Source organism: Corynebacterium sp., assembly GCF_030152825.1.
Classification (GTDB): domain Bacteria; phylum Actinomycetota; class Actinomycetes; order Mycobacteriales; family Mycobacteriaceae; genus Corynebacterium.
The window spans coordinates 1-26,997 of sequence record NZ_JASLIP010000004.1; the positions used below are offsets into that span (position 1 = coordinate 1).

The 26,997-nt window shown below is 66.4% G+C and carries 28 protein-coding genes; 6 read left to right on the plus strand and 22 right to left on the minus strand.

Going from position 1 to position 26,997, the window contains the following annotated elements; translation table 11 throughout:
* The 3 genes from Q1V78_RS00155 to Q1V78_RS00165 all read right to left on the minus strand — a co-directional run.
* Window positions 1-464: glycosyltransferase 87 family protein (locus Q1V78_RS00155; RefSeq protein ID WP_367279533.1), on the minus strand; the 464-nt coding region annotated here is incomplete at its 3' end.
* Complete coding sequence (locus Q1V78_RS00160; protein WP_300610274.1) at window positions 461-1,699, minus strand: glutaminase; 1,239 nt, start codon at window positions 1,697-1,699, stop codon at window positions 461-463. The genes Q1V78_RS00155 and Q1V78_RS00160, both read right to left, overlap by 4 nt.
* Window positions 1,696-2,229 (minus strand): methylated-DNA--[protein]-cysteine S-methyltransferase, encoded by a 534-nt coding sequence (locus tag Q1V78_RS00165; protein WP_300610276.1) that lies wholly within the window; start codon window positions 2,227-2,229, stop codon window positions 1,696-1,698. The genes Q1V78_RS00160 and Q1V78_RS00165 overlap by 4 nt, the downstream gene beginning before the upstream one ends.
* A 47-nt stretch (window positions 2,230-2,276) precedes the next feature.
* On the opposite strand from Q1V78_RS00165, the gene Q1V78_RS00170 reads away from it, so the two are divergent.
* The 3 genes from Q1V78_RS00170 to Q1V78_RS00180 are packed head-to-tail and all read left to right on the plus strand — an operon-like array spanning window position 2,277 to window position 5,009.
* Window positions 2,277-3,284, plus strand: a complete 1,008-nt coding sequence (locus Q1V78_RS00170) for an ABC transporter substrate-binding protein (protein ID WP_300610279.1) — start codon at window positions 2,277-2,279, stop codon at window positions 3,282-3,284.
* A gap of 19 nt (window positions 3,285-3,303) precedes the next feature.
* Window positions 3,304-4,248 carry an amino acid ABC transporter permease gene (locus Q1V78_RS00175; protein WP_300610379.1) on the plus strand — a complete coding sequence of 315 codons (945 nt, stop codon included), beginning with the start codon at window positions 3,304-3,306 and terminating at the stop codon, window positions 4,246-4,248.
* The gene (locus tag Q1V78_RS00180) at window positions 4,245-5,009 is read left to right on the plus strand and encodes an amino acid ABC transporter ATP-binding protein (protein WP_300610282.1); all 765 of its coding nucleotides are present in this window, start codon (window positions 4,245-4,247) and stop codon (window positions 5,007-5,009) included. The genes Q1V78_RS00175 and Q1V78_RS00180 overlap by 4 nt, the downstream gene beginning before the upstream one ends.
* A gap of 125 nt (window positions 5,010-5,134) precedes the next feature.
* Here the strand turns inward: Q1V78_RS00180 and Q1V78_RS00185 are convergent, their stop codons facing one another.
* On the minus strand, window positions 5,135-5,515 hold the full coding sequence (locus Q1V78_RS00185; RefSeq protein WP_300610285.1) for a hypothetical protein: 381 nt from the start codon (window positions 5,513-5,515) through the stop codon (window positions 5,135-5,137).
* A gap of 49 nt (window positions 5,516-5,564) precedes the next feature.
* Between Q1V78_RS00185 and Q1V78_RS00190 the strand changes: the two genes are divergently transcribed.
* Together Q1V78_RS00190 and Q1V78_RS00195 are read left to right on the plus strand one after the other, a co-directional pair.
* Complete coding sequence (locus Q1V78_RS00190) at window positions 5,565-6,923, plus strand: DUF4921 family protein (RefSeq protein ID WP_300610287.1); 1,359 nt, start codon at window positions 5,565-5,567, stop codon at window positions 6,921-6,923.
* Between the two features lie 85 nt (window positions 6,924-7,008).
* Window positions 7,009-8,262 carry an amidohydrolase gene (locus Q1V78_RS00195; protein WP_300610290.1) on the plus strand — a complete coding sequence of 418 codons (1,254 nt, stop codon included), beginning with the start codon at window positions 7,009-7,011 and terminating at the stop codon, window positions 8,260-8,262.
* Between the two features lie 131 nt (window positions 8,263-8,393).
* Here Q1V78_RS00195 and pyk read toward each other — a convergent pair whose 3' ends face one another.
* The 16 genes from pyk to hisD all read right to left on the minus strand — a co-directional run bounded on the left by pyk (window position 8,394) and on the right by hisD (window position 24,111).
* Window positions 8,394-9,812: a pyruvate kinase gene (gene pyk / locus Q1V78_RS00200; RefSeq protein WP_300610293.1), complete on the minus strand. Its 1,419-nt coding sequence runs from the start codon at window positions 9,810-9,812 to the stop codon at window positions 8,394-8,396.
* Window positions 9,813-9,875: 63 nt separating this feature from the next.
* A complete protein-coding gene (gene lgt / locus Q1V78_RS00205; RefSeq protein WP_300610296.1) occupies window positions 9,876-10,778 on the minus strand; it encodes a prolipoprotein diacylglyceryl transferase in 903 nt (300 codons plus the stop codon).
* Window positions 10,779-10,792: 14 nt separating this feature from the next.
* Window positions 10,793-11,566 carry a tryptophan synthase subunit alpha gene (trpA, locus tag Q1V78_RS00210; RefSeq protein WP_300610299.1) on the minus strand — a complete coding sequence of 258 codons (774 nt, stop codon included), beginning with the start codon at window positions 11,564-11,566 and terminating at the stop codon, window positions 10,793-10,795.
* Window positions 11,567-12,823, minus strand: a complete 1,257-nt coding sequence (trpB, locus tag Q1V78_RS00215) for a tryptophan synthase subunit beta (RefSeq protein ID WP_300610301.1) — start codon at window positions 12,821-12,823, stop codon at window positions 11,567-11,569.
* A gap of 24 nt (window positions 12,824-12,847) precedes the next feature.
* The gene (gene trpC, locus Q1V78_RS00220) at window positions 12,848-13,669 is read right to left on the minus strand and encodes an indole-3-glycerol phosphate synthase TrpC (protein WP_300610303.1); all 822 of its coding nucleotides are present in this window, start codon (window positions 13,667-13,669) and stop codon (window positions 12,848-12,850) included.
* Window positions 13,670-13,763: 94 nt separating this feature from the next.
* Window positions 13,764-14,414, minus strand: a complete 651-nt coding sequence (locus Q1V78_RS00225; protein ID WP_300610304.1) for a TIGR02234 family membrane protein — start codon at window positions 14,412-14,414, stop codon at window positions 13,764-13,766.
* Between the two features lie 42 nt (window positions 14,415-14,456).
* A complete protein-coding gene (locus Q1V78_RS00230) occupies window positions 14,457-15,992 on the minus strand; it encodes an anthranilate synthase component I (RefSeq protein ID WP_300610306.1) in 1,536 nt (511 codons plus the stop codon).
* A gap of 3 nt (window positions 15,993-15,995) precedes the next feature.
* Complete coding sequence (hisI, locus tag Q1V78_RS00235; protein WP_070761913.1) at window positions 15,996-16,340, minus strand: phosphoribosyl-AMP cyclohydrolase; 345 nt, start codon at window positions 16,338-16,340, stop codon at window positions 15,996-15,998.
* Window positions 16,337-17,098 (minus strand): imidazole glycerol phosphate synthase subunit HisF, encoded by a 762-nt coding sequence (gene hisF / locus Q1V78_RS00240; RefSeq protein ID WP_300610310.1) that lies wholly within the window; start codon window positions 17,096-17,098, stop codon window positions 16,337-16,339. The genes hisI and hisF overlap by 4 nt, the downstream gene beginning before the upstream one ends.
* Complete coding sequence (locus Q1V78_RS00245; RefSeq protein ID WP_300610312.1) at window positions 17,095-18,045, minus strand: inositol monophosphatase; 951 nt, start codon at window positions 18,043-18,045, stop codon at window positions 17,095-17,097. The genes hisF and Q1V78_RS00245 overlap by 4 nt, the downstream gene beginning before the upstream one ends.
* Window positions 18,045-18,806 carry a bifunctional 1-(5-phosphoribosyl)-5-((5-phosphoribosylamino)methylideneamino)imidazole-4-carboxamide isomerase/phosphoribosylanthranilate isomerase PriA gene (priA, locus tag Q1V78_RS00250; protein ID WP_070758067.1) on the minus strand — a complete coding sequence of 254 codons (762 nt, stop codon included), beginning with the start codon at window positions 18,804-18,806 and terminating at the stop codon, window positions 18,045-18,047. The genes Q1V78_RS00245 and priA overlap by 1 nt, the downstream gene beginning before the upstream one ends.
* Before the next feature lie 88 nt (window positions 18,807-18,894).
* Entirely contained in the window at window positions 18,895-19,629 is a 735-nt protein-coding gene (hisH, locus tag Q1V78_RS00255) for an imidazole glycerol phosphate synthase subunit HisH (protein ID WP_300610316.1), read from the minus strand.
* Between the two features lie 23 nt (window positions 19,630-19,652).
* Entirely contained in the window at window positions 19,653-20,981 is a 1,329-nt protein-coding gene (locus Q1V78_RS00260) for an MFS transporter (RefSeq protein WP_300610318.1), read from the minus strand.
* 112 nt (window positions 20,982-21,093) lie between these two features.
* Window positions 21,094-21,708 carry an imidazoleglycerol-phosphate dehydratase HisB gene (gene hisB, locus Q1V78_RS00265; protein WP_300610320.1) on the minus strand — a complete coding sequence of 205 codons (615 nt, stop codon included), beginning with the start codon at window positions 21,706-21,708 and terminating at the stop codon, window positions 21,094-21,096.
* Between the two features lie 2 nt (window positions 21,709-21,710).
* Window positions 21,711-22,799 carry a histidinol-phosphate transaminase gene (locus Q1V78_RS00270; protein ID WP_300610322.1) on the minus strand — a complete coding sequence of 363 codons (1,089 nt, stop codon included), beginning with the start codon at window positions 22,797-22,799 and terminating at the stop codon, window positions 21,711-21,713.
* Window positions 22,792-24,111 carry a histidinol dehydrogenase gene (gene hisD / locus Q1V78_RS00275; protein ID WP_300610323.1) on the minus strand — a complete coding sequence of 440 codons (1,320 nt, stop codon included), beginning with the start codon at window positions 24,109-24,111 and terminating at the stop codon, window positions 22,792-22,794. The genes Q1V78_RS00270 and hisD overlap by 8 nt, the downstream gene beginning before the upstream one ends.
* Window positions 24,112-24,204: 93 nt before the next feature.
* Here hisD and Q1V78_RS00280 point away from each other — a divergent pair, with 93 nt between their 5' ends.
* On the plus strand, window positions 24,205-25,752 hold the full coding sequence (locus Q1V78_RS00280) for a hypothetical protein (RefSeq protein WP_300610325.1): 1,548 nt from the start codon (window positions 24,205-24,207) through the stop codon (window positions 25,750-25,752).
* Here Q1V78_RS00280 and Q1V78_RS00285 read toward each other — a convergent pair.
* Together Q1V78_RS00285 and Q1V78_RS00290 are read right to left on the minus strand one after the other, a co-directional pair.
* The gene (locus Q1V78_RS00285) at window positions 25,749-26,273 is read right to left on the minus strand and encodes a hypothetical protein (protein ID WP_300610328.1); all 525 of its coding nucleotides are present in this window, start codon (window positions 26,271-26,273) and stop codon (window positions 25,749-25,751) included. The genes Q1V78_RS00280 and Q1V78_RS00285 overlap by 4 nt on opposite strands.
* Window positions 26,264-26,941 (minus strand): hypothetical protein, encoded by a 678-nt coding sequence (locus tag Q1V78_RS00290; RefSeq protein WP_300610330.1) that lies wholly within the window; start codon window positions 26,939-26,941, stop codon window positions 26,264-26,266. Before Q1V78_RS00290 ends, Q1V78_RS00285 begins: the two co-directional genes overlap by 10 nt.
* Between the last annotated feature and the right edge of the window lie 56 nt (window positions 26,942-26,997).

The following is a 26,997-nucleotide window of genomic DNA, read 5'->3' on the forward strand; positions in this document are numbered from 1 at the left end:
TCCCGGATAGGGACGAGTGCGAAACTCGCAATGCCGAGCAGGGTGGCGAAAGCGACTGTTACCCCACTAACGCGATAGCCCCGCTCCGCGATGATCGCCACTAGAATGATGAGCAGTAGCAGGAAGGCACCGAACTGCCACAACACTGCCCCCACCACAGCAGGGACCTGTGAGAATGCGCTAAACAGCCACGCCGAGAACGGCGGATAGGTGAAGGGCAGCTTGCCCACCAGCCCGCCGGCGTAGACGTCCTGACCGTGTTGCACCAGCGCACCACCGCGACGGTAGACGATGAAGTCAATGGGAACGCGGAACAGAGAAGCTCTCGAGCTGAGCATCTGCTGGCTGAGCTCGGTACGAACCACGAAGAAAATCGTGGCGATGATGGCGAGGAAGGCCCACGGCTTGCCGGGCAAGCGCTTGGACTGGTGTTGCACGGGCTGGGCCGTGGGCTGCGGGGTCATGCCAATTCAGGAAAAAGATTTCTGGGATCCTTGAGGATCACGTTACGGCCCGCGTTGCGCAGGCCCTGGAATCCCTGGACGACCATGCGCCGACCAATGTCGTTGACCGAAGCGACCTCGGAGAGGCCGAACACCACCCGGTCGGCGAGTTTCTCTTCCTGAAGGATAGTACGCCACGCGTTCTCCGCAGCCGCAAAATCAATGATTCCTTGGAGTTCGATAGTGGTGGTGCGCCCCTCAGGCCCGTCCTCGCGGGTGATGATGTCGCGCACCGCCGTGTCACCACGCTGGCGCAGGCCCATCAGGTGCAGGCCCATGTCCTCCGAGAGGCGGTGGAAGGTCTTCACACCGCGCACCGAATTGCCTGTGCTATCCAAACGTGGCGAGAACGTCGCCAGCCCCATCACGCCGGGCAGCGTGCCCATGATGCCCCCGGACACACCGGACTTCGCGGGGATTCCGACCACGGACATCCACCGGCCCGCGAGGTTGTACATCCCGGCAGAAGACATCACCGCCTGCACCTGCCGGGAGACCAGCGGGGAGACCACGCGCTTGCCCGTTAGCGGCTGGATGCCCCCGCTCGCCAAGGTCGCGGCCATGACCGCCAGGTCCCGGACTGTGACCTTCACGGAGCACTGCTGGGTATAACTTTCCACTGCGTCGTGGGCCATGTCCTCAATGATTCCGTGGCTGCGGAGCATGTGGGCGATCGAGAGGTTGCGGTCCGCGACCTCCAGCTCGGAATCGCAGACGGCGTAGTCGATCTCCAGGTCCCGGCCCGCCAGTTCGCTCAGAAACTGCCGGATAACCTCGGTGCGTTCCGCCACGGTGGAGTCCTCGCCGTTGATGAGCTGGTTGACCGCGATCGCACCCGCGTTAATCATCGGGTTCATCGGCCGGTTGCTACCCGGGTCGAGGCTGAGCTCGTTGAACGCCTCCCCGGAGGGCTCCATGCCCACCGTGGCGCGCACCTTCTTCAGCCCCCGCTCCTGGATCGCCGCAGCATAGACGAAGGGCTTGGACGCGGACTGGATCGTGAACTCCATCTCGTCGTCCCCCTCGTTGAGGCCCGCGCTATAGACGGCGCCGTCAGTGGTGGCCAACGCAACCGCGAACGGCCCTGGGTCGGCGTTCGCCAGCTCCGGGATGTAGTCCGCGACCTCGCCGCCGTCGGAGTCCTTCAGGTCCTCCAGGATCTCCTGCAGGTACCCATGCACCATGTGACGTTTCATAGACTTACTCCTTCGCGGGTCAATAATTCGATCTTGCGCTCCAAGCCACCGCCGAAGCCCGTGAGGGATCCGTCGGCCCCCACCACGCGGTGGCACGGCACGAGAATGCTGATGGGGTTGCGGCCCACGGCCTGGCCCACCGGCCGTGCCGCCTTCGGCCGCCCAATGCTACGCGCTACCTCCTGATAGCTGCGCGTCTGCCCCACCGGAATCCGCCGCAGCTCCTGCCACACGGCCTGCTGCATCGCGGTACCAGACGGAGCCAGCGGCAGGTCCCGGGCCTCGTCCAGGGCCGCGACGTCGCCGTCGAAAAAGCGGGAGAGAATGCTCGCAGCACTCCCGAGAACCGCGTCGGAGGCAGCAGAGACCTCCCCGACCCCGGCGAGGTCTGGAATCCTGTCGGGCTGATCGAACCAGCAACCGATCACATTCTCCCCCTCCGCGATGAGCCAGAGCCTGCCCACCGGGGAGTCCAGAACCGCGTAACGCCGGCCCGCAGCGGTCCCGCGGGAAGAAAAGCTCGCATCCATAGCATCCGATATTAAGGCCCAGCTGGTCATCCGTTAATATTGCCCGCATGAACAATCACCCGAAACACCGGTCTGCTGTGGCGGCGATCCTCGCCACGGCGGCCCTCCTCCTCACCGGGTGCGTGACGAATGAAGAGCTCGGCAACCCCGATGGCTGGGAGGAGATCCTGCCCCCGGCCAAACCGGAACTAGTCGACATGGTGCCCCAGACGTTCCAGGACAAGGGCACCCTGTCGGCAGCCGCGAACACCCCGTACGCCCCCAATGAGTTCAAGGACTCGCAGGGCAAGATCATCGGATTCGAGATGGATCTGGTGCGTGCGGCGGGTTCGAAGCTGGGCCTCGACGTGGTTCCGCGCCAGATGGACTTCAACCTCATCCTGCCCGCAGTCTCCGCCGGCACCATCGACGTCGGCGCCTCCGCCTTCACCGACACCGAAGAGCGGCAGAAGACCTACGACTTCGTAGACTTCTTCAGCGCCGGTATCGCCTGGGCAACCCAGCCGGGCAAAGAGAACAGCATTGACCCGGACAATGCCTGTGGCTTGACCGTCGCGGTACAGAAGGGCACCTACTCGGATACGGACGAGGTCGAGGAGAAGAGCCAGGCCTGTGTCGAGGATGGAAAGCCAGCGATCGAGAAGCTGGTCTACCCCACCGCCGACGCCGCGGCGACCGCCACGATCCTCAAACGCGCTGACGCCTATAGCTCGGATTCCTCCGTCATCGCCTACGCCATTCAGCGCTCCGAGGACAAACTCGTCCAGGTCGGCGAGGCCTTCGATACCGCCCCATTCGGCTGGGCCTTCCCGAAGGGCTCCGAGCTGGGCCGCGCCTTCGCCGCGGCCCTGCAGGACATGATGGACGATGGCACCTATGAGAAGATCCTCGAGCCCTGGGGCCTGGAGGAAGGCGCCCTGGATGAGGTGACCTTCAACCTGAAGCCACTGCCCCAGGCCCGCCAGCGACACAACCAGCTGCCCGCCGCCACCGGCCGTCTCAAGCGCCGGGGCACCAACCGCACGATGAACAGGAGGCGCCGTGAGCACCGCTAACAACAGCTCCCGGACAACCGTGATTTCCGACGAGCCACGCCGCCGGCCGTCGTCCAATAAGGCAGTCCCGCTGCGCCACCCCGGCCGCTGGATCACCGCTGCCGTACTCGTGATCCTGCTGGCGTGGTTCGTCATCAGCGCTGCGGGCAACGAGGCCTACGGCTGGGACACCTACCGGCAGTACATCTTCGATACCCGCATCGCCGTCGCCGCAGGCCACACCATCCTGCTGACGGTGCTGGCCATGATCCTCGGCGTGGTACTGGGCTCCATCATCGCCGTGCTGCGCATGTCCCCCAACGGCGTGCTGCGCGGCGTGTCCTGGCTCTTCCTGTGGGTCTTCCGTGGCACCCCGGTCTACGTGCAGCTGATGTTCTGGGGCCTGCTGGGCTCGATCTACCAGGTCGTCAACATCGGCATCGCGGAGATCGATATGCAGGACTTCCTATCCAACATGTTCTGGCTCGCCGTCATCGGCCTGGGGCTCAACGAGGCCGCATATATGGCCGAGATCGTCCGCGCGGGCATCCAGGCCGTCCCGGAGGGCCAGTCCGAGGCCTCCAAGGCGCTCGGCATGACCTGGTGGCAGAACATGCGCCGCACCGTGCTGCCGCAGGCGATGCGCATCATCATCCCGCCGACCGGCAACGAGCTGATCAGCATGCTGAAGACGACATCCCTGGTCATCGTGGTGCCGTACTCCGGAGAGCTCTTCGGTAAGGCGACGGACATTTCCAACAGCATCTTCCAGCCGGTCCCGCTGCTGCTGGTGGCTGCCAGCTGGTACCTGGTGATCACCAGCGTGCTGATGGTGGGCCAGCACTACCTGGAGCGCTACTTCTCGCGTGGCTCCTCCCGCCAGCTGACCTCCCGCCAGCTCGCCGCCTTCACCGATGCGGAAGGCGTGCCGCCGCGCAATATTTCCATCAAGGACGATGACAGCGTTACGGAGAATAATCGATGAACGTCCCCATGATTGCTTTCCGCGATGTGTGGAAGAACTACGGCCGCCTCGACGTGCTCAAGGGCATTGACCTTGAGATCCCGAAGGGCTCGGTGACCTGCCTGATCGGCCCGTCCGGTTCCGGCAAGTCCACCCTGTTGCGTTGTGTCAACCACCTGGAGAAGGTCACCGCCGGCCGGATCGAGGTCGATGGCGAGCTCATCGGCTACCGGGAAAACAACGGCACCCTATACGAGATCTCGGAAGCCGCGGCAGCCAAGCAGCGCCGCGGCATCGGGATGGTCTTCCAGCACTTCAACCTCTTCCCCCACCGCACGGTGCTCGAGAACATCATCGAGGCCCCGGTGCTGGTCAACGGCGAAGACAAGGAGACCGCCACCGGCTACGCGATGAACCTGCTGGAACAGGTCGGGCTGGCCAATAAGCGCGACGCGTACCCGGTGCAGCTCTCCGGTGGTCAGCAGCAGCGCGTGGCTATCGCCCGCGCCCTGGCGATGCGCCCGAAGCTGATGCTCTTCGACGAGCCGACCTCCGCTCTGGACCCGGAGCTGGTCGGCGAGGTGCTGGGCGTCATGCGCTCCCTGGCTGACGACGGGATGACGATGCTGGTCGTCACCCACGAGATGGGCTTTGCCCGCGAGGTCGCCGACGAGGTGGCATTCATGGACGGCGGCGTGATCGTGGAGAAGGGCCCCGCCGAGGACCTCATCACCAATCCCCAACACCCCCGCACCCAGGAGTTCCTCTCCAGCCTTCTCTAGGCGCTAGAGCCTCCTCTTCCAGGAGCGGTCATTCGCTTCAGGGTTTTTCTCCCGGGGGTGAGCGCTCTAGCCTTATTGGGCTACGGGGGTGAGCGCTCCAATCAGGTGTTTCTACAGCCTGGCTGTTACGGGGAGACCTCGAGGTGCCACGGCACCCGCGGGGTGCCCGGGTCGTCCTTCACCTCGCGCAGTAGCGGCTCGGCGGGCTCGTCCTCAATCGCGGTGAGCAGGTGGGCGAACTGCATCGCCAGGCCCGAGATCGACCCACCCTCGTAGTTCGCGACGGCGACGTCCAGGGTGGTCCCGGAGGTCGGGTCGTCCTCCGAGGTCTCCCCGAAGAGCTCCACCCAGGTGGTCTCCAGCTCGGGGTCGGGAGTCAGGCCGGTCTTCACCGCCAGTTCCGCGTCGAGGCGGGGTCCGAAAGAGTCGATGAGGGTGCGGAAATCCTGCTCGATCTCGTCGCGCTGGGCAGCGGTGGACAAGATCCTAAAACTAATCTTTGGCATGCGCCCAAGTATGGCAGCTTTGCTGGTTGATTAGCTAGGATCGGCAGGTGTGATTGCTAATTCAGGACGCATCCCGGCCCCGGTTCCCCCGCTGACGACGCTCCCCGACGGGACGATCAAGCAGGTTAATCCTTTCTCCGGCACCGAGGTGTGGACTGTCCCCGGGCGCGGGCACCGCCCCATGGAGCGCTACCAGCTGGCCAAGGATCCCATCGCTGACCGCGACCGGGCCAGCGACTTCGGCATCGCCCGCAAGCTCGACACTCCCCCGGAAAAAGCCCGCATGGTCCGGGACATCAACGGCGAGGTCCGCATCGACCGCGGCGTCGTCGCCAGCAAGCTGGAGGACAGCGAGCCGCTCTTCCGCCGCGTGGCGAACCTCTACGAGATCCTCACCTACGACTACTGGGCGTTGAACTACGGCTACCGCATGAACCCTGCCGCGGCGAAGCACATGACCGACTACCTCAGCGAGGAAGCCGGCTGCGAGCACGTCGAGAACATCCTGCGCGTCAAGCTCTCCGCCGCAGGCACCCCGAAGGCGGAGATCGACGAACTGTTCACCGAGGAGCGTCGCCACCAGACACTCCACGAGATGGGCGCAGCACTCTTCGCCGGCGGCCACGACGTCGTCATCGCGCGCGACCACTACGTCCCCGGGGCGACAACGACGGACCAGCTGGCGTCCTCCGGCGAGATGAGCTGGGAGGACCACCGCCTGTTCATCGAGTTCACGGTCGACGGGATGGACCAGCTCTACCGCGCGAACCGCTACGTCCGCTACGTCGCGGCCTTCCAGAACTGGCTGGAGCCCTCTGGTGCGACGATGGAGCACCTGCACAAGCAGCTCGTGGCCATTGACGAGCACGGTCTGCAGAACGACTGGGAGATCTCCCTGGTCCGCAACAACCCGAATATGTACAACGAGTGGGCCGTGGACTACGCCGCCCGCCACAACCTCGTCTTCGCCGAGAACGAGCACGCCATCGCCTTCGCCGGCTTCGGGCACCGTTGGCCGACCCTGGAAGTCTTCTGCAAGTCCGCCACCACCGAGCCGTGGCTGATGACGCCCGAGGAGCGCGCCGGCGTCGCGGACCTGGTGCACGCCTGCCACATCGCCAGCGGCCCCTCCATCCCCTGCAACGAGGAATGGCTGCACCGGCCGATGGACGTGGACGTGCCGATGCCGTGGCGCATCGTCATCAAGTGGCGCGTCTCCACCCTCGCCGGCTTCGAGGGCGGCACGAAGATCTACATCAACACCATCACCCCGCAGGAGCTTTGCGAGCTGGTGCTGCACCGCTTGGAGGCCGCACAGGCCGCGGGGCGCCTGGCGCCGGGCATCAAGCTCGGCGAGGACATCGAGCACGCCCCCAACAAGCTGAAGTACAACCCGGCGATCCGCTAGCACCGGGCAGCACCGCTACCTCGCTGGTGCCGCACCGCAGTCACGCACGGCTGAAGGCTGAACGCTGAAGAAAGGAAGTTTTCGCATGTCTGCATCCGAGTCCACCTCCCCCGCCCAGGCCGCACCAGAGGCGGTCGCGGAGCTCATCAACTCCCTGGGCTCCGGGCCCGGGAGTGACCTGGGGTGGACCCAGGAGTTCTACGAGTGGATGCACGCCCACCCCGAGCTTTCCCTCCAGGAGGAGCACACGGCACTCGCGATCGCGGAGAAACTTGCCGACTTCGACTGCGAGGTGACCACCGGCATCGGCGGCCACGGTATCGTTGCCATCTTCCGCAACGGTGACGGGCCGACCGCGCTGATGCGGGCCGACTTCGACGCCCTGCCCGTGCGCGAGACCACCGGGCTGCCCTATGCCTCCATCGTGGACGGCGTGATGCACGCCTGCGGGCACGACGTCCACACCTCCTCCCTGCTGGGGCTCTGCGCGGTCATGGACGCCCACCACGAGGCGTGGTCGGGCACCTTCATTGCCCTGTTCCAGCCCGCCGAGGAGGTCACCCAGGGCGCGAACAACATGATCAAGGACGGGCTTGCGGATGTGATCCCCCGCCCGGATGTCTGCTTCGGCCAGCACGTGGTCGCGGGCCCGCAGGGCACGGTCTACACCGCCGCCGGGCCCGTGCTCGCGGCCTGCGACACCATCACCGTGACGATCCCCGGCCTGTCCGCGCACGCCTCCTCCCCGCACCTGGGCCTGGACCCCAGCTACGTCGCGGCGATGATCGTGGTGCGCCTGCAGGGCATCGTGGGCCGCGAGGTGGACCCGAAAGACTTCGCGGTGATCTCCGTGGGTTCTCTGATCGCCGGGCATACGAATAACACCATCCCCAGCGAGGCGAAGCTGGTACTAAACTGCCGTTTCTACAGCACCGAGGTGCGCGACCGCACCTACGAGGCCATCGAGCGGGTCATCCGCGGCGAGTGCCTGGCCTCCGGGGTCACCGGCGAGCCGACCATCGAGTACTCCGCCCGCGGCGAGCTGACCGATAACGACCCGGAGCTCTTCCGCACGGTCCGCCCCTATTTCGACGAGGTCTTCGGCGACCAGTCGCAGGACTCCGAGCGGTGGACCGCCTCCGAGGACTTCTCCGAGATCCCCCGCCACTTCGGCTGCCCGTACCTGTTCTGGACGGTCGGGGTTACCCCCACCGAGCAGTGGGACGCCGCCACGCCGGCGCCGGGGAACCACGCCAGCGATTTCGCCCCGGCGAAGGGCTCCGTGCACACCGGCATCAAGGCCGCCGCAGCAGCAGTGCTGGGTTACCTGGGGGTCTAGTCCGCCTGGGATAAACCCGCTGCAGCGCCCGCAGCGTACTTTGTGCGCCACCCGCGCTCAGCACAGCGAAAGGGGCCGGGTCTCGCTTCACCAGCGAGGAACCCGGCCGCTTTCACGCCCGCGCGCTTTGCCTAGCGGCGGCGCTCCTGACCCAGCATGTGCACCTGGATCATGTTGGTGTTGCCCGGGATCCCCGGTGGGGAGCCCGCGGTAACCACAACGAGGTCGTCGTAGTTGTAGTTCTTCTTGCTGAGCAGGGACTCGTCCACCACCCGCATCATGTCATCGGTGGAGTCGACATCATTGGTGAGCAGCGTCTCGGTGCCCCAGGTCAGCGAAAGCTGGTTGCGCACATCCTGCGAAGGCGTGAACACCAGCAGCGGCAGGTAGCTGCGCAGGCGTGCCACGCGCTTGGCGGTATCCCCCGAGGAGGTGAAGGCCACCAGGGCGCGTGCGTTGAGGCGCTCGCCGATGTCCTTCGCCGCGTAGGAGATCACGCCGCGGCGGGTACGTGGGCGGTGCGTCAGCGGTGGGGCCTCGCCGTCGTCCTCGGCGGCAACGACGATGCGGGACATCGTCTCCACCGTCGCGATCGGGTGCTTACCCACGGAGGTCTCGCCGGAAAGCATGACCGCATCCGCACCGTCCAACACGGCGTTGGCCACGTCGGAGGCCTCCGCGCGGGTCGGGCGGGAGTTCTCGATCATGGAGTCCAGCATCTGGGTCGCCACGATCACCGGCTTGGCGTTCTCGCGAGCGATCTGGATGGCGCGCTTCTGCACCAGCGGGACGTCCTCCAGCGGCACCTCCACGCCCAGGTCACCGCGGGCAACCATGATCGCGTCGAAGGCCAGGATAATCGGCTCCAGCGCGTCGACGGCCTCCGGCTTCTCCAGCTTCGCGATAACCGGCACGCGGCGGCCGACCTCGTCCATGATCTCGTGGACAAGCTCAACGTCCGCCGGGGAGCGCACGAAGGACAGGGCAATGAAGTCGACGCCCATCTTCAGTGCGAAGCGCAGGTCCTCGCGGTCCTTCTCGCTGAGCGCCGGGACGGAGATGTTCATCCCCGGCAGGGACACGCCCTTGTTATTGGACACCGGGCCGCCCTCGACGACCTCGCAGACCACGTCGTCGTCCTCGACGGCCTTGCAGATCAGCGCGACCTTGCCGTCGTCGACGAGCAGGCGGTCGCCCGGCTGCGCGTCCCGAGCCAGGCCCTTGTAGGTGGTGGAAACGCGGTCGTGGGTGCCGTCGATGTCCTCCACGGTGATGCGGACGGTCTCGCCGGTCGCCCAATAGGTCTTGTCCTCGGCGAAACGGCCCAGGCGGATCTTCGGTCCCTGCAGGTCGGCCAGGATGCCGACCGGCTTGCCGGTCTCCGCCGAGGCGTCGCGGACCCACTGGTAATTCTGCTGATGATCAGCATGTTCCCCGTGGGAGAAATTCAGGCGCGCGACATTCATGCCCGCGTCGATCAGCCCGCGAATCGAATCCTTATCGGCCACAGCCGGGCCGAGCGTACACACGATTTTTGTTCTTCTGCTCACAGCTCCCCAGAATAGCCAGGAGCAGCCGACCCCCGCTACATAAGGGGTAGTTGGGGCGAGTTTTTACTCCGACTCGGTGGTCAGATCCGCTCCACCGCGGACGTACTCGGGAGTTTCCCGACGTCGGTTCCGGGTCGCCCAGAACAGGATGGCGGCCGACACAAAAGCCACGGCAGACACCACCACGTTGATGCGGACGTCCCCGAAGACCGTCGTGGCCGGATCAGTGCGCAGCATCTCGATGAAGAAGCGACCCAGGGTGTAGCCAGCCACGTAGAGCATGAACACCCTACCGCCACCCAGCCGGCGGGTGCGGTCGATGTAGACCAGCAGGCAGACGATGAGGATGTTCCACACCATCTCGTAGAGGAAGGTGGGCTGGACGGTGGCGATGACCTCCCCGGTGGAGCGCCCCGTGACGGGCGCGAGGTAGCCGGACTCGTCGACGCGGCGGTAGATCTCCAGGGCCAGCGGGCCGTCAGCGGGGCCGCCGTAGAGCTCCTGGTTGAACCAGTTGCCCAGCCGGCCGATGGCTTGTGCCAGCAGGATGGTGGGAGCGATGGCATCCGCGAAAGGCATCAGTGGGAGGCGCTTGAACTTAAACAACAGCGCCACGGCCACCCCACCCAGGATCACCGCGCCCCAGATGCCGAGACCACCGTTTGTGATCTTCAGCGCATCGACGGGGTTCTTCCCTGGCCCGAAGTACTTATCGTGGTCGGTGATGACGTGGTAGATGCGCCCGCCGATGATGCCCGCGGGCACGGCGACGAGCAGCGCGTCAACCACGACTTCCGGGTCACCGCCACGATCGGCGTAGCGCTTCCGCGACCAAAAGTAGGCCACGACGATGCCCGTGAGGATGCACAGGGCGTAGGCACGAAGCGGGAATCCGCCCAGGTACCACACGCCCTGCGGGGGCGAAGGAATCGTGGCGAGCAGCATGGTGTCCGTCGCACCCATCATGCGTGGCTGCTCCCCTACGCCTTGGCGCGCACGCCGGCGGCCAGGTCTGCAGCGACCTCCACCAGGGTGCCCTGCTCCGTGGCGTTGATCAGGGCGGAGCCCACGATCACGCCGTCGGCGAAGGCCGCGATCTGCGCGGCCTGCTTGCCGTCTCGAACACCCAGGCCCACGGCCACCGGCAGATCAGTGACCTTCCGGCAGCGCTCCACGAGCTCCTGGGCGCCCTTATCGACCTCGTCCTGAGCGCCGGTGACACCCATGTGGGAAGCCGCGTAGATGAAGCCGCCACCGGCGTTCGCGGTCATCTCCAACCGCTCCATGGTAGTGGACTGGGCCGCGAGATAGACCGGGTCCAGGTCGTACTCATCGCAGGCGGCCTTCCAGCGGCCGGCCATCTCCGGAAGCAGGTCCGGGATGATGCTGCCCAGGCCACCGGCCTCGGCGAACTCGGCGGCGAAGCGCTCCGGGCCGTACTGCAGCACCGGATTCCAGTAGGTCATAACCACGCAGTTCGCGCCGGCCTCGGTGGCCCGGCGGACGACCTCGATGGTGTCCTTGACCTTGAAGCCATTCTCCAGCGCGATATCCGCGGCGTGCTGGATAGTCGGGCCGTCCATCATCGGATCCGTGAACGGGATGCCTACCTCGATGAGATCCGCGTGCTTGGACAGCTCGATGATGTTCTCGACGGACTCCTCCACCGTCGGGAAACCTGCCGGGTAGTAGGCGACGAATGCCGCCCGCCCTTCGGACTTGGCGTCCTTAAAGATCTGCTCCAGGCGGCTCATTTAGTTTCCCTCCTTCGCGAACCACTTCGCGGCGGTCGCGACGTCCTTATCGCCGCGGCCGGAGACGTTGACGATGATCAACGGGTTATCCTCGCGCTCGGCGTACTTGATGGCGGCGGCCACACCGTGGGCAGACTCGATGGCAGGCAGGATGCCCTCCAAGCGGGTCAGCAGACGGAAAGCCTCCATGGCCTCGGCATCGGTGATGGCGAAGTACTCCGCGCGCCCCTCGGCGTGCAATGCGGAGTGCTCGGGCCCCACGCCCGGGTAATCGAGCCCGGCGGAAATGGAGTGGGAGGGGATGATCTGGCCGTCCTCGTCCTCCATCAGGTCGGAGTAGGAGCCCTGGAACACGCCCTGGCGGCCCAGGTTAACGGGCGCGGCGTGGCGGCCAGTGTCCATGCCGTCGCCCGCGGCCTCGGCGCCGACCAGTGCGACGGACTCGTCCTCGATGAACGGGTGGAACAGGCCGATCGCGTTCGAGCCACCGCCCACGCAGGCCACGACGGCGTCCGGGAGGCGACCAGCGCCCTCCAGAATCTGCTGGCGGGCCTCGGTTCCGATGATGCGCTGCAGGTCGCGCACCATCTGCGGGAATGGGTGCGGACCTGCGGCGGTGCCGAAGCAGTAATAAGTGTCGTCCGCGTTGGCCACCCAGTAGCGCATGGCCTCGTTGATCGCGTCCTTCAGGGTCGCGGAGCCGAGTTCGATCTCCTCAACTTCTGCGCCCAGCAGCTTCATGCGGGCGACGTTCATCGCCTGGCGCTGGGCATCCACCGCGCCCATGTAGATGCGGCACTCCAGGCCGAGCAGGGCACAGGCGGTGGCGGTGGCCACGCCGTGCTGCCCGGCGCCCGTCTCAGCGATCACGCGCGTCTTGCCCATGCGCTTGGCCAGCAGGGCCTGGCCGAGCACGTTGTTGATCTTGTGGGAGCCCGTGTGGTTCAGGTCCTCGCGCTTGAGCCACACCTCCGCGCCCACGTGCTCGGAGAAACGCTCCGCGTAGTACAGCGGGGACGGGCGGCCCGAGTAGTTGCGGTGCAGGTCGTCGAGAGTGTCCAGGTACTCCGGGTCGGTCTTCGCCTTACCCCAGGCGTCGGTGATCTCATCAATCACGGCCATGAGGGCCTCCGGGATATAACGGCCACCGAAGTCGCCCCATTGCCCGAGGTTATCGGGCTCATGGTGGGTCGCGGTGCCGATCACTTCACCGGCGGTGGGAAGTGCTTGTGCTGGGCTTTTCTGGTTATTACTCACGAGTTCCAACTTACCTGGCTGGGGTTATGCGTCTTGCTTGGAGCCGGTCGGGCACGCCGGGTGCTGGCCTGCCACCACGAGGGACTTGGCGGCCGCGCCCGGGTCGTCGGCGGTCACGAGCCCCTCGCCCACGAGGACGGCGTTCGCACCGTGGCGGGCGTACTCGATCAGGTCGTGCTTATCGCGCACACCGGATTCCGCGATCTTCACGATGTGATCCGGGATCAGCGGGGCGATCCGCCCGAAGACGGACATATCGACTTCGAGGGTCTTGAGGTTACGGGCGTTGACGCCGATGACCTTGGCTCCGGCGGCGACCGCGCGCTCGACCTCGTCCTCCGTGTGAACCTCGACGAGGGCGGTCATCCCCAGGGACTCGGTGCACTCCAGGAGTCCGGTCAGCCGCTCCTGCTCGAGGGCTGCGACGATGAGGAGGATGACGTCCGCGCCGTGGGCCCGGGCCTCGTAGATCTGGTACGGGTTGACGATGAAGTCCTTGCGCAGCAGCGGGATGTCCACGTTTGCGCGCACGGCGTCGAAGTCGGCCAGGGAGCCGTTGAAGCGGCGCTCCTCGGTCAGGCAGCTGATGACTGCAGCACCATTCTTGGCATAGGCCTTGGCCAGCACCTCCGGCTCTGGGATCGCGGCCAAGGTGCCCTTGGAGGGGCTGGAGCGCTTGACCTCGGCGATAACGCTGACATCCGGGCCAGAGAGAGCTGCCAGGGCGTCGAGCGCGGGCGGGGCGTCCAGTGCACGAGCCTTGATCTCCGCCAGCGGCACCTCCGCTTCGCGGCGAGCCTGGTCCTCAAGAACTCCGGCGATGATCTCATCCAACACTGTTGCCATGTCGGCCTACCCTTCCACGATCGCTGTGTCGATGGTCACAACATTATCTACGCGCCACGCTGGCACGAAATCCTGCCACCACGGTCAACGCAGGCTACGTCCGTTCCTCGTCTGTCGGGTCCACTCCTGCGTCGAGGGCATCCCACAGCACGCGGCCGGAATCCGGGTTCTCCGTCAGGTCCTGCTTGGCTCCCTCGCGGCGACGCTCTGGGGTCTCATAGCGGCTATAACCGGTGTCCGAGCCCCCAGGCTTCATCGCGAGGATCACCCCGCCACACACGCCGAGAATCGCGACGATGACGGTGAGCAGTACCGGCAGATTGTGCACTTCCGCGGACAGCACCTGAGCCCAGGCGGAGATCTGCTCGGGGTTGCTGGAATTCTGCGTGGCCACGCCAGAGCGCAGCAGCTGCTGGGCGCGATAGAGATCCGGCTCCGCCCCAACGAGCTGCACGGCTCGGAAGCTCGCGCCAGCGGACAGCAGTGCGATGAGCACGCCGATGATGCGGCGGACCACCGGTGGGACCGCCATCGTCGCGATCAGCGCGGCCATCATCGCCAGCGCCAGCGGCGTGCCGGCCGGATCCCACACTGCACCCACGAGCTCGTGAGTGGACTCGCCGGACTTGTCGTCGAAGACCTCCGCGGTCAGCCAGTTCATGCGGCCGAATCCCCACACGCCGGCCGCTGCCAGGATCACCAGCAGTTGGGCCAGCCCACGAATGCGCTTCTCAGTCTTCGTCATGCCCTTCATACCTTCTCGTCAACGTCGTTGGACGGTCGCAACCTAGAGCGTGCGCAGCGTCTCCGCTGCTGCCACGGCGCGCAGCACGGCTGCGGCCTTGTGCTGGCACTCGCGGTCTTCCGCCACCGGGTCGGAATCCGCAACGATACCCGCACCGGCCTGCACGTACACGGTGCCGTCCTTGTAGAGCCCCGATCGGATCGCGATCGCTTGGTCGGTGTTACCCGAAAAATCGAAGTAGCCGACCGTGCCGCCGTAGATACCGCGGCGGGTGTCCTCGAGCCGGTCGATGATGCTCATCGCGGATGGCTTCGGGGAGCCAGACAGCGTGCCAGCCGGGAAGGTCGCGGCCGCAGCATCCACGGCGGTCTTACCCTCCGCGAGCTCGCCCGTCACACCGGACACCAGGTGCATGATGGCGCTGTAGCGCTCGATATGCCGGAAGTCATTCACCGCCACCGAGCCGGGCTTCGAGATCTTGCCCACGTCGTTGCGCCCCAGGTCCACGAGCATCAAGTGCTCGGAGTTCTCCTTCTCATCAGCCAGCAGCTCGCGCTCGTTGGCCAGATCCTCCTCCGGGGTGGCCCCGCGGGGCCGGGAGCCAGCGATCGGGTGGGTGCTGATGTGTCCGCCTTGCACGCGGACGAGAGATTCCGGCGAGGAACCGACGATCCGAAACGCGATCTTCGTGAAGTCCTCGTTCGGGATGTTCATCAGGAACATGTACGGGCTCGGGTTGGTGCGCCGCAGCATCCGGTAGATGTCCAAGGCAGGCACATCGGTGTCGATCTCGAAACGCTGGCTCAGCACGATCTGGAACGCATCCCCTGCCCGGATGTGCTCCTGGCACTGCAGCACGCGTTCCTGGTACACCTCGGAGGCCTGCTGGCGGCGGACCTGTGGCTCGGCGGTGGCGTCGTAAGTATGCACTCCACCCGCGGTCGCGCCGGAGAGCTTGCCGAGCATGTCCTCGATGCGGGCCACGGCGTCGTCGTAGGCCGCATCCACGCGCTCGGGTGAGTTATTCCAATTCACGGCGTTGGCGATGAGCCAGATGCTGCCCTCGTGGTGGTCCACGACCGCCAGGGTGTCGACGAGCATCTGAACCAGGTCAGGGACGTCCAGGTCGTCCTCGCACGTATCCGGTAGCTGCTCGATATAACGCACCATGTCGTAGCCCAGGTAGCCGACCAGGCCACTGGTCAGCGGCGGCAGGCCTGGCATGGGGGCAGTGTGCAGGGCCTCGAGAGTGGCGCTGATCGCCGCGAGCGGGTCCTCAGCAGCCGGCAGATCCTCCGGGGCCTGGCCGATCCAGCGGGCGTCCTTGCCCTTGGCTACCAAGGCAGCACGCGCCCCGGTTCCGATGATGGACCAGCGGCTCCAGGACTTGCCGCTCGGAGCCGACTCGAAGAGGAACGTGCCCGGCCGGTCTTCCGCGAGGACGCGATAGGTGTTCAGGGTGGACAGCCCATCGGCCAGCACCTTGTACACCACCGGAACCACGCGGTGTTCCGCCGCCAAGGCACGGAATTCCTCACGGGTCGTAATCTGCTGGAAATTCCTCTGCGCTGGAGCCATGTTCTAGAGCAACCTATCCGAATCGAAGCAGGTGGTGGTTCCGGTGTGGCACGCCGCACCGGTCTGATTAACCTTCAGCAGCACCGTGTCGCCATCGCAGTCGAGCCGTGCCTCCACGACCTCCTGCGTGTGCCCACTGGTCTCCCCCTTGACCCACAGCTGCTGCCGGGACCGGGACCAGTAGGTGCCCTTGCGGGTAGCCAGGGTCAGCGCGAGGGCCTCGTCGTTCATCCACGCCTGCATCAGGACGTCCCCGGTGGTCGCGTCCTGGACGACGGCGGCGACGAGCCCGTCAGCGTTGCGCTTCAGGCGCCCGGCGATGGCGGGGTCGAGGGCTGCAGAACTCAACGGCGCACCTCGTAGTCCTCCGCGAGAGCGTCCTTGACTTCGCGGATGCTGACCTCGCCGAAGTGGAAGATGCTGGCTGCCAGAACCGCGTTCGCACCAGACGCAACGGCCGGCGGGAAGTGGCTGGCTGCACCCGCGCCACCGGAGGCGATGACCGGGATGGACACGACCTCGCGTACCGCGGCGAGCATCTCGGTGTCGAAGCCATCCTTGGTGCCGTCGGCGTCCATGGAGTTGAGCAGGATCTCCCCCACGCCCAGCTCCTCGCCCTTCTTGGCCCAGGCCACGGCATCCAGGCCGGCGGACTTGGTACCGCCGTGCGTGGTGACCTCGTAGCTGGAGGGCTGATCATCGCAGCGGCGGGCATCCACGGAGAGCACGACGCACTGGGCGCCGAAGCGGGTGGACAGCTCGCGCAGCAGCTCCGGGTTCGCCACCGCAGAGGAATTCACGGAGACCTTATCGGCGCCCGCACGCAGCAGGGCATCGGCGTCCTCGACGGAACGAACCCCGCCGCCGACGGTGAGCGGGATGAAGATCTGGTCCGCGGTGCGGCGGACGACGTCCAGCATCGTGCCGCGGCCCTCCTTGGACGCGGAGACGTCCAGGAAGGTGAGCTCGTCGGCGCCCTCTTCGTCGTAGCGCTTCGCGAGCTCCACCGGGTCGCCGGCGTCGCGCAGGTTCTTAAAGTTCACGCCCTTGACGACGCGGCCGTTCGCCACGTCCAGGCACGGAATGACGCGCACACTGACGCTCATTGAATTCCACCTCGGTCCATGATCTCCTGCGCGGTGCGCGCAGCGGTGCCGATCGGCACGTTTTGAATGTGTTCCAGCAGGGTGGCGTGCACGTCCGGTTCCCCGGCCACCAGGCCGGAGACACCTGGCCGCCACGGGTTGCCCGCGAAGTCGGTCGCCACACCACCGTTGGCCTCCACGGCCAGGATGCCCGCGGCGTTGTCCCACAAGTTCGGGCTGAAGGTCACCGTGCCCCCGAAAACACCAGCGGCTGTGAAGGCAAGGTCGATACCCACCGAGCCGGTGACGCGCATGCGCGGATAGGACTTGCCGATCTCGTTGAGCATGTCCTGGCGGTAGGAAATCGGCAAGTTGCCGCGGCGCTGGGACAGGATCGACCCGAAGCTGATCTGTGTCACGCCCGCGTCCGAGGGCGGCATCGGCCGGGCGGGGTTGCCGTCCACGAACAGCCCGTGGCCCTTGTGCGCGGTGATGCGCCGGCCCAGCAGCGGCATCTCGGTCACCGACAGCAGCGTCTCGCCCTGGTGGATCAGGGACACCAGGATGCAGCAGAACGGGTTTCCCACCGCGTAGTTCGCGGTGCCGTCGATCGGATCGACGACCCAGAAGGTCTCCGGCTCCTCGTCGATGAGTTCCCGACGACGCCGACGCGGGCCGTCGAGGGCGTCCGCGCTCTTGTCACCGGGATTGTATTCCGGCGCTTCGCCCGGCAGCTCGCCCGGCATGACGGTGCCATACTCCTCGCCGTGAACCGGGAAGCCGGTGTACTGGCTCAGCAGGTTGCGCAGCTGCCGCTCCACCTTGAGGTCAGCCTCGGTGGCGAAGTCGCCGGGGCTCTTGATGACCTCGGGATCCGCACCGACGGCGGCCGTGAAGGTGGCCTCCGCTTCGTCGACCGCGGCTTCGGCGATGGCCAGCAGCGCGCGGGTGTCGAGAGATTCTGTCATCAGTCCTCCTGACCGCGGGCGACCCGCAGCGCCTCCTCGAGCGTGAACTTGCCTGCATACAGGGCCTTACCGACGATCGCGGAGTCCACGCCCTCGTCGACGACGGCGGCGAGTGCTCGAATGTCGTCCAGGCTGGAGATGCCACCCGACGCGACGACCGGCGCGGACGTCGCTGCGGAAACCTCGCGCAGCAGCTCGACGTTCGGGCCGTTGAGCATGCCGTCGCGGGAGACGTCGGTGACGACAAGGCGGGACACGCCCTCGGCGTCGAGGCGCTCGAGGACCTCCCACAGGTTGCCGCCATCGCTGGTCCAGCCACGGCCGCGCAGGCGCCACTCGCCGTCGACCTCACGGGTATCCAGGCCGATGGCGACCTTATCCCCGTGCTCCTGGATGATCTTCTTGCACCACTCCGGGTTTTCCAACGCGGCAGTGCCGATGTTCACCCGCTCGCAGCCGGTGGACAGGGCGCGCTCGAGGGAGGCGTCGTCGCGGATGCCGCCGGAGAGCTCGACCTTCAGGTCCATCGCCTGGGTGACCTCGCGGATGATCTCGAAGTTGCTGCCCCGGCCGAAGGCGGCATCGAGGTCGACGAGGTGAATCCACTCGGCCCCGGCGTTCTGCCAGGCCATGGCGGCCTCGATCGGCGCGCCGTAGCTGGTCTCCGTGCCGGCCTCGCCCTGGACGAGGCGGACGGCCTGGCCCTCGGAGACGTCGACGGCGGGAAGGAGAGTCAAAGCGGTGGTGTTGTTGTGGGACATGTTTTTCACTTTCTCGCCACGGGGTCGATTTAGCTATTAAAGGATCAGTGTAGCCCCGGCCTGCCGACGCAGTGCCGGGACCGTGCAACTAAAGGGTCTTGACCCAGTTGCGCAGCAGGTGCGCACCCGCGTCACCGGACTTCTCCGGGTGGAACTGGGTGGCCCACAGCGGGCCGTTTTCCACGGCTGCGACGAAGCGGCAGTCCTCGTGCTGGGCCCAGTGGACAAGGGGCGCGCGGGTCCTGCCGTCGGTGTGCAGCTCCCACTCCTGGACCCCGTAGGAGTGGACGAAGTAAAAGCGCTCGTCGGCCGGGAGGCCGTCGAACATCTGGCTGCCCGCGGGGTCGACGTCCACGGTGTTCCAGCCCATGTGCGGCAGGATCTTAGCGTCGAGGCGGCGGACGGTGCCGGGCCACTCCCCCGCGCCCTCGATCTCCGAGCTGCCGTGGGCGCCGTCGGCGAACTCCACGCCGTGCTCGAAGAGGATCTGCATACCCACGCAGATGCCGAGCACCGGGCGGCCGCCGGCGAGCCGCTCCCCGATGAGCCGGGCCCCCTGCACCTTGCGCAGCCCGGTCATACAGCTGGCGAACGCCCCCACACCGGGTACGAGGAGGCCATCGGCGTTCAGCACGGTCTTCGGGTGGTTGGTGACGGTGACCTCCGCTCCAGCCCGCTCGATGGCTCGCTGTGCGGAGCGGATATTGCCGCTGCCGTAGTCCAACAGTGCGACGCTGGGCCGCCGCCCTCCGGTGGCCGTAGGGGTTCCCTTTTCAGCAGGGGTGGCTGTGCTGGAATTCGCATCTGTGGACTGTGTTTCCATAGCCCCGTATTGTACCCGGGTGCCTACCGGCGACGAACGCGCACCCGGTTGGTCACGCGGCGCAGACGGGTACGGACGTTTCCGGTGTCCACGACGCGGTGCTGACCCATGAAGCGGTCCAGGATGACAAGGAACAGGCCGACGAGAATGACGATACCGGCGCCAATGAAGGCGCCCTGGAAGGCGAAGCTGGAGGCCACGATGCCCAGCAAGATCGAACCGACTCCGGTGCCGGAGTCGAAGGACATGTTCCACAGGGCGGAGGCCTCGGCGGAGCGGTCGCGCGGCAGGCGGTAGAAGAGCAGCAGCAGAGCCTCGGACTGCGCCAGGCCGAAACCGGTGCCGAAGATCGCGGCGGTCAGCAGGGCGCACGCCACCAGCAGGCGGCCGGTGGGCTCCATGTTGATGGTCACAGCCGCGCCCAGCACGCCGGCGAAGGCGAAGATGAGAGAGGCCACGGCCAGGCTGCCCGGCTGTCCCATGCGGTCGGACCACCAGCCAGAGAACGCGCGCGCGAGCGTCTGTGCCGCTCCCAATACCGCCAGGGTGAGACCAGCGACCGTGGCGGCGATAGCGGGGTCGATCGTGGCGGCGGCGGGTGCCAAGAAGTTACTGAACGCCGCAAAGCCCACGGCGGCAACACCGATGAGCAGACCGGGGACGGTCGCCAGCTTCCACGTGGCGACCCGTGGAGCGGCGGGTTTTTCAACCTCGGTGGTTTCGTGGGTCGCCTCGGTGACCTCCTTGGATTCCACCGGCAGCCCCAGCGCGGCGGCCGCCCCGATCACGGCGTAGACGGCGGCAAGTACGTAGACCGCGGAGCCGTAGTTGTCATAAACCCACATGCCCAGCGGGAATCCGATGAGCTGACCGCTACCCACGAAGACTCCAAAGATGCCGCTGGAGCGGCCAAGCAGGTGCAACGGAACAAGGTCCGCGATCAGCGCGGCCTCCGTCACCGTGACGGCACCGAAGCCGATGCCGCGGATGATGGCCACGGCGATTACTGCTTCATTGGACATCGAACCGATGTGCAGCAGCGCGGGAAGGCCAAGCAATAAGCCGGCCGTGGCCATGACGGGGAAATAACCGACTTTCCGCAGGATGCGTGGGGTGAAGTACTGGGTGGCCACGGTGGCCCCCATGAAGATGCCGGTACTGGCACCGGCCATCGTCTCGGATCCCCCGGCCTCGATGATGGCCAGCGGGATCACCGGCAGGAGGATCGCCCACCCGCCGAAGGCACAGAACACTGAAATCAACGTGGCTGTAAGCCCCGGGGCCTGCCACACGGATTCGATCTTGGCGAGCTCTGCCGCCGGGAGTGCCTTCGGGCGAATAGGCAAGGTCATCCTTCCTTCCTCCGTACGTGGTGCGCACGGGGTTGAAAATCTGCTGGTCTATATCGGCGACGGGCATCTCACCCGCCCAGGCCACACGGCTTGGGCGCGTGCGGCCTCAATCCTACAAGGCGCCCTTTGTGGACGGGATGCCCGTCACGCGCTCGTCGCGCTCCACGGCAGCGCGCAGCGCGCGGGCCACGGCCTTGTACTCCGCCTCGGTGATGTGGTGCGGATCGCGGCCATACAGGCAACGCACGTGCAGGGCGATCCGGGCATTGAGGGCCAGGGTTTCGAAGAAGTGCTGGTTGATCACGGTGGCGTAGTGGCCGCCGATGACCGTGTGCACCATGGCATCTGGCTCGCCGGTGCCGACGTAGTACGGGCGGCCCGAAACGTCGACGGCCGCATGAGCCAGGCACTCGTCCATCGGGATGAATGCGTCGCCGAAGCGTCGGATGCCGGCCTTGTTCCCGAGCGCCTCGCCCAGGGCCTGGCCCAGAACGATCCCGGTGTCCTCGACAGTGTGGTGGGCGTCGATCTCGACGTCGCCGACCGCCTTGACCTCGAGATCGAAGGAGCCGTGCGCCCCGAGAGCGGTGAGCATGTGGTCGAAGAAGGGCAGTCCGGTGGAGATATCGGTCTTGCCACTGCCGTCCAGGTTGATGCTCACCTCGATGTCGGACTCGCTGGTCTTACGCTGGGCGCGTCCAATCCGGTCCTCGAAGGTGTTGCTCATAGCTAGTTCTTTCCTTTCACTGCGGCCGCTGCGGCCAGGAAGGCGTCGTTTTCTTCCGGCAGGCCGATCGTCACGCGCAGCCAGCCTGGGATGCCGACGTCGCGGATGAGGACGTCCTGGTCCAAGAATGCCTCCCACGTGCGATGACTGTCCTGCAGTCCGCCGAAGAAGATGAAGTTGGAGTGGGAGTCGACGACCTCGTAGCCGAGCTCCTTCAACTCGGCGGCCACCCGGTCGCGCTGCTCGCTGAGGGTAGCGACGGTGGCCAGCGTGTCCTCCCGGTGGTGCAGCGCAACGCGGGCGGCGGCCTGGCTCAGCGTCGAGAGGTGGTACGGCAGGCGCACCAGCATGACAGCCTCGATGAACGCCGGGTCGGCCACGAAGTACCCCAGGCGGCCACCCGCGAAGTCGAAGGCCTTGCTCATCGTGCGGGAGACCACGAGCTTGGCCGGATAATCCGCCAGCAGGGTGCAGGCGCTCGGCTCGTCGGAGAACTCGGCGTAGGCCTCGTCGATGATGACGATCCCCGGCGCGGCGTCGAGGATGCGGCGGATGTCCGCCAGCGGGGTGATTCCGCCGGTCGGGTTATTCGGGGTCGTGACGAAGACGATGTTCGGCTGGTGCTGCTCGATGGCTGCCACAGCCTTGTCGACGTCGATCGCAAAGCCCTGGGCGGGGTCGCGGTCGATGGCGATGAACTCGGTCTGGGTGCCCGCCGCGAGGATGGGGTGCATGGAGTAGCTGGGGACGAAGCCCAGAACGCTGCGGCCCGGCCCGCCGAAGACCTGGAGGAGCTGCTGCAGGATCTCGTTGGAGCCGTTGGCCGCCCACAGATTGTCCTTGGTGACCGCCACGCCCGTCTGGGCGGTGATGTATTCGGCGAGGTCCTCGCGCAGCTCGACGGCGTCGCGTTCCGGGTAGCGGTTCAACCCAGCACCGAGCGCGCGGACCTCGGCGACGAGGTCCTCGACGATGGCCTCGCTCGGCGGGTAAGGGTTTTCGTTCGTGTTCAGCTGGTTCTTGACGGTCAGCTGGGGCGCGCCATAGGCGGACTTGCCCTGGAATTCTTCACGGATCGGGAGATTAACCACGGTTGGTCCAATCTGGGTTGGTGCGGGCCTTGATCGCTTCCCCGTGGGCGGGGAGTCGCTCGGCATCTGCGAGGGCGATCACAGTCTCGGAGACCTCCTGCAGGGCCTGCTCGTTGTAGTTCACGACGTGCACGGACTTGAGGAAAGTGTGGGTGGACAGGCCCGAGGAGTGCCGGGCGCTGCCACTGGTCGGCAGGACGTGGTTGCTGCCCGCGGCGTAGTCGCCCAGCGGCACCGGGCTGTAGGGCCCGATGAAGATCGCGCCGGCGTTGATGATTTTCTTCGCGGTGCCGGTGTCGTCCTTCGTGTGGATCTCCAGGTGCTCGGCGGCGTAGGCGTTGGCCACGCGGATGGCCTCCTCCTCGTCGCCGACGAGCACGATGCCGCTCTGCTGGCCCTGCAGGGCCTCGGCGACGCGCTCGGAGTTGTGGGTCACCTGGTAGCGCTCGGCGATCTCGCGGTCGACCGCGTCGGCGAGCTGCTCGGAGTTCGTGATCAGCACGGAGGCCGCCATCGGGTCGTGTTCGGCCTGGCTGATCAGGTCATAAGCCACCTGCACTGGGTCGGCGGACTCGTCGGCCAGGACAGCGATCTCGGTGGGGCCGGCCTCCGCGTCGATGCCGACGACGGAGCGGCACAGGCGCTTGGCGGCGGTGACGAAGATATTGCCCGGGCCGGTGACCATGTCCACCGGCTCCAGGTCCTCGTCGCCGTAGGCCAGCAGCGCGATGGCCTGCGCGCCACCCACGGCCCAGACCTCGTCCACGCCCAGCAGCTTGCAGGCCGCGAGGATCGTCGGGTGCGGCCAGCCGCCATTATCCGCCTGCGGCGGAGAGGCCACCACGAGGCTGCCCACGCCCGCGGCCTGGGCGGGAACGGCGTTCATGATCACGCTGGACGGGTACACGGCCTTGCCACCCGGTACATACAGACCCACGCGCTCGACGGGGATCCATCGCTCGGAGACCACACCACCTTCGGCGATCTCGACGTCCTGGTCCTCCGGCCGCTGCGCCTCGTGGAAGGCCCGCACGCGGCGGATCGCCTCCTTGAGCGCGTCCAGCACCCTCGGCTCCAGGGTTTCCAGGCTCTGCTCGATGACCTCGGCCGGCACCCGGAGGCTCGCCGGGACGCAGCCGTCGAACTTCTGGGAGTACTTATTCGCCGCCGCCACGCCGTGGGCCTTGACGTCCTCAACGACGGGCGAAACGGTCGGCAGCACCGCATCAATATCCGTGCCGCCGCGGGGCAGCGCCCGCCGAAGTTGCGCGGTGGTGGGTGTGGTGCCTCGAAGATCAATGCGCTGGAGCATGCCAGATCCTCTCCCTTAAAGGGGCTAAAAATGGTGGGTTGCTAGGGTGATCCTTATTCTAATCAAGCCAGGTTTGACGGAGGTTCATGGGGCATGCCACTGACTTTGAACGCATTGTTGGCCGATAGCGCCCACGATGTTGCTCAGGGGCGCACCGCCTGGCGGCAGATGAGTGAATTCGCCCGCTTCCACTGGCTCGCCACCGCCGAGGACGTCAGCCCCGAGCTCGTCGGTGAGTTCTACTTCCTGCGCGCCGGCGCCGCGGATGTGATGGGCATGACCGACGAGGCCATCGCCGCGCTCAGTGAACTCAACGCCTGGGCGGATAGCCGCGGGGACCATGCCTTGAAGCTCGTCGGCAAGGCTCACCTGGCATTCCATGCGCTCAACCAGGACGAACCCTCCGTGTACCCGCTCGGTGAGCCCGAGGACCGCCTGCGCGCTTTACTCGAGGATTTTCATGCCTGGCGCCCCACCCCGGATTCCCCCACCGTTGGCGAGGAGCCAACCATTCGTGGTGAAAGCATTGACCGCCCCGATGCGGTGAAGCTCGCCACCGCCGCCACGACGGCATACTCGGTCGCCGTGAATGTCAGCGAGCAGCTGGCAGAGGTTTTCGCTGGGCTGGTGCGCCGCTTCGGCACCGCCTACCCCACCGAGGCTGACCGCTTGCTCTGGTACGCCCAGCGGCACTGGTTCTCCGGCCGCAAGCAGCAGGCCTATGCCCTGGCCAGCGAGGTGCTGAGCAGCCCAGGCACCACCTCGGTTTCCCGCTTCGACGCCCACGACATGCTGGGGCACTTCGCCCTGCTGGAAAGCGATGAGGCGGGCGTGGCTGAGCACTGGGCACGCTGCGTGGAGCTGGCCCGCATCATGGACGCCCCGGTTATCGCGATGCGTCACGCGGAGCTCACCGCCCGAGTGTACTTCTCCCAGGACCGCGCGGGAGAGGCCTGGCAGCTCTCCCACGACATGGTCACCTGGGTCGACGGCGTCCCCGTCGGCCCCATCCTGCTGGATTTGCAGGAGGTCATCGCCCAGTCCGCCTTCGAAAACAACCTCTTCGAGGAGGCCTGGGACACCGCGCGGTCGGTGATCCACTGGTCGGAGATGACCCCCAATGACCAGCGCACCGCCTCCTGCTACGCGATCGCCACCTTCGCTGGCCTGCGCCTGGGGCTGGCCGAAGAGGTCTTCGATCTCCAGCACCGCCGGGCGGAGTTGTTGAAGGCATCCGGACGGCTGCTGGATGCCGCCGAGGTCTTCCAGACCCTGGCCTACCTCGACGAGGACGCCGCGACCGCTTACCTCCGCCGCTCCTGGGAGCTGATCGAGGCCAGCCAGGAGGAGGGCAAGGAGTGGCACGTCGCCGAGTGGCTGCTCACGATGGCCCAGTTCGCCGAGGGCGGGGCGGCCGTGGACTTCGCGTGCCGGGCGACCAGCGCCTTCGAGCAGTTGGGGCACCCGGTCAAAGAGGCCTTCGCGCTGCTGGCGGAGGCTCGCGCCCAGCTGGCGATGGGGGAAACTGACCTGGCGCGGCAGGCCTACGCCCAGGCGAACGTGGCCATGCCCGCGGAATTCGCGCGCCCCGCAGAGCTCGATGCGGTATTTGCGCAGGTCAAAGAGGAGCTCGGCGGCTAGTTCTCGGCCGAAGCCGCACTATCGCTGAAGGTCTCGCTGTCGCTCATCACAGACGCGCACCAGTAGAAGACCAGCGCGATGGTCATCGGCAGCAGCAGCGCGGTCAGCGAGATGTCGGCGCTGGCCAAGTGGATCACATCCCCCGGGGCGGGGTGCTCCTCGGGCGGGCTATTCATCCAGCTGGTGATCCGCGCCCCGATCGCAAAGGCCCACCAGGTGCCGGAGAACACCACGAGCGTGGTCCAGATCATCATGGCCGGTCCGCGTGGTTTGGTGAGGAAAGACCAGCCGGCAACGGCGAAGGCCAGCAGGCCGGTGACGATGACGAAGCACGCAAAGCCCACGAAGCTGGCGTCCTCGGTGCCGGGCACAGGGTCGAGCGCACCGTTGGCGGTCACCTCGACGTCGACAGTCGGGTGCCACAGCCCCCACAGCACACCGACAACGCCGTAGGCCAGCATCGCGAAGAGGAATACCGCCGAGACCGGCTGCGCCTTGCGTGCGATGCTAGCTAGCCGCAAAACTTCCAGCGCCCGCCTTCCTTAACCAAGTCAATCGGCGCCGGCTGGGCCTGGCCCTGTGCGCTTGCGGTGGTCTCGACGCGCGCGGTGTTGCCGTTGACCTGCACGCTGTTGATGCTGTCGATGCGCGGGATCAGGTTCAGGCCGGTCCCGGCGAGGTTGTTCGCTGCCTCGTCGAAGGCGCCGTCGCCGACCTCGTTGCGGACGCGCTGGCAGGCGTTGTCACGGCGGTAGTTCATATAGGCGTGCGGGTTATTGACGTGGGCGTTCATGCCCATGACGAGGTCGCGGATCTCCTTCTCGTCGTTCCCCGCGTTGCCCTGGGCCGGGGCGCCGCCCTGCTCCTTGGGCTGCTCCTGCTGGGCCTGCTTGGCGGCCTCTGCCTTCTTGGCCTCTGCCTGCTTCTTCTCGGCTTCCGCCTTCTTCTCTTCCTCCGCCTTCTTCTTTTCGGCGGCCTTCTTTTCCTCAGCCTTCTTTTCTTCGGCCTTCTTCTTGTCCTTGTCCTTGTCCTCGGACTTCTTCGCGTCGGCCTGCGAGGTGGTGGTCGAGGTGGACTTCTCATCCTTCGACGCTTCCTCTTCCTTCGAGCAAGCGGACAGGACGAGCCCTGCGGCCAGGCACACCGCGAGGGCGCGCCGTCCAGAGCTGGAAACTGCTGAGATCTTCATAGCTTTAGAAGCCTAGTCGCTCGCGTGTCCTGTGCCTAGCTCCATCGGGTAGCGTC

What these genes read in the sequence shown, in the direction of transcription:
- Q1V78_RS00160 (WP_300610274.1), bottom strand. Translation starts at nt 1,699, where the DNA reads ATGAAACGTCACATGGTGCATGGGTACCTGCAGGAGATCCTGGAGGAC.
- Q1V78_RS00165 (WP_300610276.1), bottom strand. Translation starts at nt 2,229, where the DNA reads ATGGATGCGAGCTTTTCTTCCCGCGGGACCGCTGCGGGCCGGCGTTAC.
- Q1V78_RS00170 (WP_300610279.1), top strand. Translation starts at nt 2,277, where the DNA reads ATGAACAATCACCCGAAACACCGGTCTGCTGTGGCGGCGATCCTCGCC.
- Q1V78_RS00180 (WP_300610282.1), top strand. Translation starts at nt 4,245, where the DNA reads ATGAACGTCCCCATGATTGCTTTCCGCGATGTGTGGAAGAACTACGGC.
- Q1V78_RS00185 (WP_300610285.1), bottom strand. Translation starts at nt 5,515, where the DNA reads ATGCCAAAGATTAGTTTTAGGATCTTGTCCACCGCTGCCCAGCGCGAC.
- Q1V78_RS00195 (WP_300610290.1), top strand. Translation starts at nt 7,009, where the DNA reads ATGTCTGCATCCGAGTCCACCTCCCCCGCCCAGGCCGCACCAGAGGCG.
- lgt (WP_300610296.1), bottom strand. Translation starts at nt 10,778, where the DNA reads ATGATGGGTGCGACGGACACCATGCTGCTCGCCACGATTCCTTCGCCC.
- trpA (WP_300610299.1), bottom strand. Translation starts at nt 11,566, where the DNA reads ATGAGCCGCCTGGAGCAGATCTTTAAGGACGCCAAGTCCGAAGGGCGG.
- trpC (WP_300610303.1), bottom strand. Translation starts at nt 13,669, where the DNA reads ATGGCAACAGTGTTGGATGAGATCATCGCCGGAGTTCTTGAGGACCAG.
- Q1V78_RS00225 (WP_300610304.1), bottom strand. Translation starts at nt 14,414, where the DNA reads ATGACGAAGACTGAGAAGCGCATTCGTGGGCTGGCCCAACTGCTGGTG.
- Q1V78_RS00230 (WP_300610306.1), bottom strand. Translation starts at nt 15,992, where the DNA reads ATGGCTCCAGCGCAGAGGAATTTCCAGCAGATTACGACCCGTGAGGAA.
- hisF (WP_300610310.1), bottom strand. Translation starts at nt 17,098, where the DNA reads ATGAGCGTCAGTGTGCGCGTCATTCCGTGCCTGGACGTGGCGAACGGC.
- Q1V78_RS00245 (WP_300610312.1), bottom strand. Translation starts at nt 18,045, where the DNA reads ATGACAGAATCTCTCGACACCCGCGCGCTGCTGGCCATCGCCGAAGCC.
- priA (WP_070758067.1), bottom strand. Translation starts at nt 18,806, where the DNA reads ATGTCCCACAACAACACCACCGCTTTGACTCTCCTTCCCGCCGTCGAC.
- hisH (WP_300610316.1), bottom strand. Translation starts at nt 19,629, where the DNA reads ATGGAAACACAGTCCACAGATGCGAATTCCAGCACAGCCACCCCTGCT.
- Q1V78_RS00260 (WP_300610318.1), bottom strand. Translation starts at nt 20,981, where the DNA reads ATGACCTTGCCTATTCGCCCGAAGGCACTCCCGGCGGCAGAGCTCGCC.
- hisB (WP_300610320.1), bottom strand. Translation starts at nt 21,708, where the DNA reads ATGAGCAACACCTTCGAGGACCGGATTGGACGCGCCCAGCGTAAGACC.
- hisD (WP_300610323.1), bottom strand. Translation starts at nt 24,111, where the DNA reads ATGCTCCAGCGCATTGATCTTCGAGGCACCACACCCACCACCGCGCAA.
- Q1V78_RS00280 (WP_300610325.1), top strand. Translation starts at nt 24,205, where the DNA reads ATGCCACTGACTTTGAACGCATTGTTGGCCGATAGCGCCCACGATGTT.
- Q1V78_RS00290 (WP_300610330.1), bottom strand. Translation starts at nt 26,941, where the DNA reads ATGAAGATCTCAGCAGTTTCCAGCTCTGGACGGCGCGCCCTCGCGGTG.